At 60.1% G+C, this 416-nt stretch carries 1 protein-coding gene; it reads right to left on the bottom strand.

Features of this window, described 5'->3' with window-relative positions; genetic code table 11:
• The coding region (locus tag Q4563_RS16490) for an amidohydrolase family protein (protein WP_303605254.1) at nucleotides 1-353 on the bottom strand (353 nt) is incomplete at its 3' end.
• Nucleotides 354-416 lie beyond the last annotated feature (63 nt).

The following is a 416-nucleotide window of genomic DNA, read 5'->3' as shown; positions in this document are numbered from 1 at the left end:
ACCTTCCATTGTCCCGCCACCATCACATAGTCCGCCTGATGGGCGCCACACAGCAGCAGTGCGGCTAACGGATCATGGCTGCCGGAGAAACGCAGTTCGTCGAGGCCAAACAAAGCCAGGTCGGCCTGTTTGCCCACCGCGAGGGTGCCGATGTCATCACGGCCCAATACGTTGGCGGAACCTTGGGTGGCCCAGCGCAGCGCATCCTGATGCGTTACTTTGGAAGAGCCGTATTTCAGTCGTTGCAGATACATGGCCTGGCGCGTTTCCTGAATCATGTTCGAACAGTCGTTCGAGGCTGAGCCATCCACACCAATGCCCACCGGGCTACCGGCCGCTTCGAGATCCTGCACCGGACAGATACCCGACGCCAGCATCATGTTGGAGGTTGGGCAGTGACAGATACCGACCCCCGC

The organism is Gilvimarinus sp. 1_MG-2023, assembly GCF_030548285.1.
Note: the sequence above shows the minus strand (reverse complement) of the source record. Positions and strands in the feature narration are given on the sequence as shown.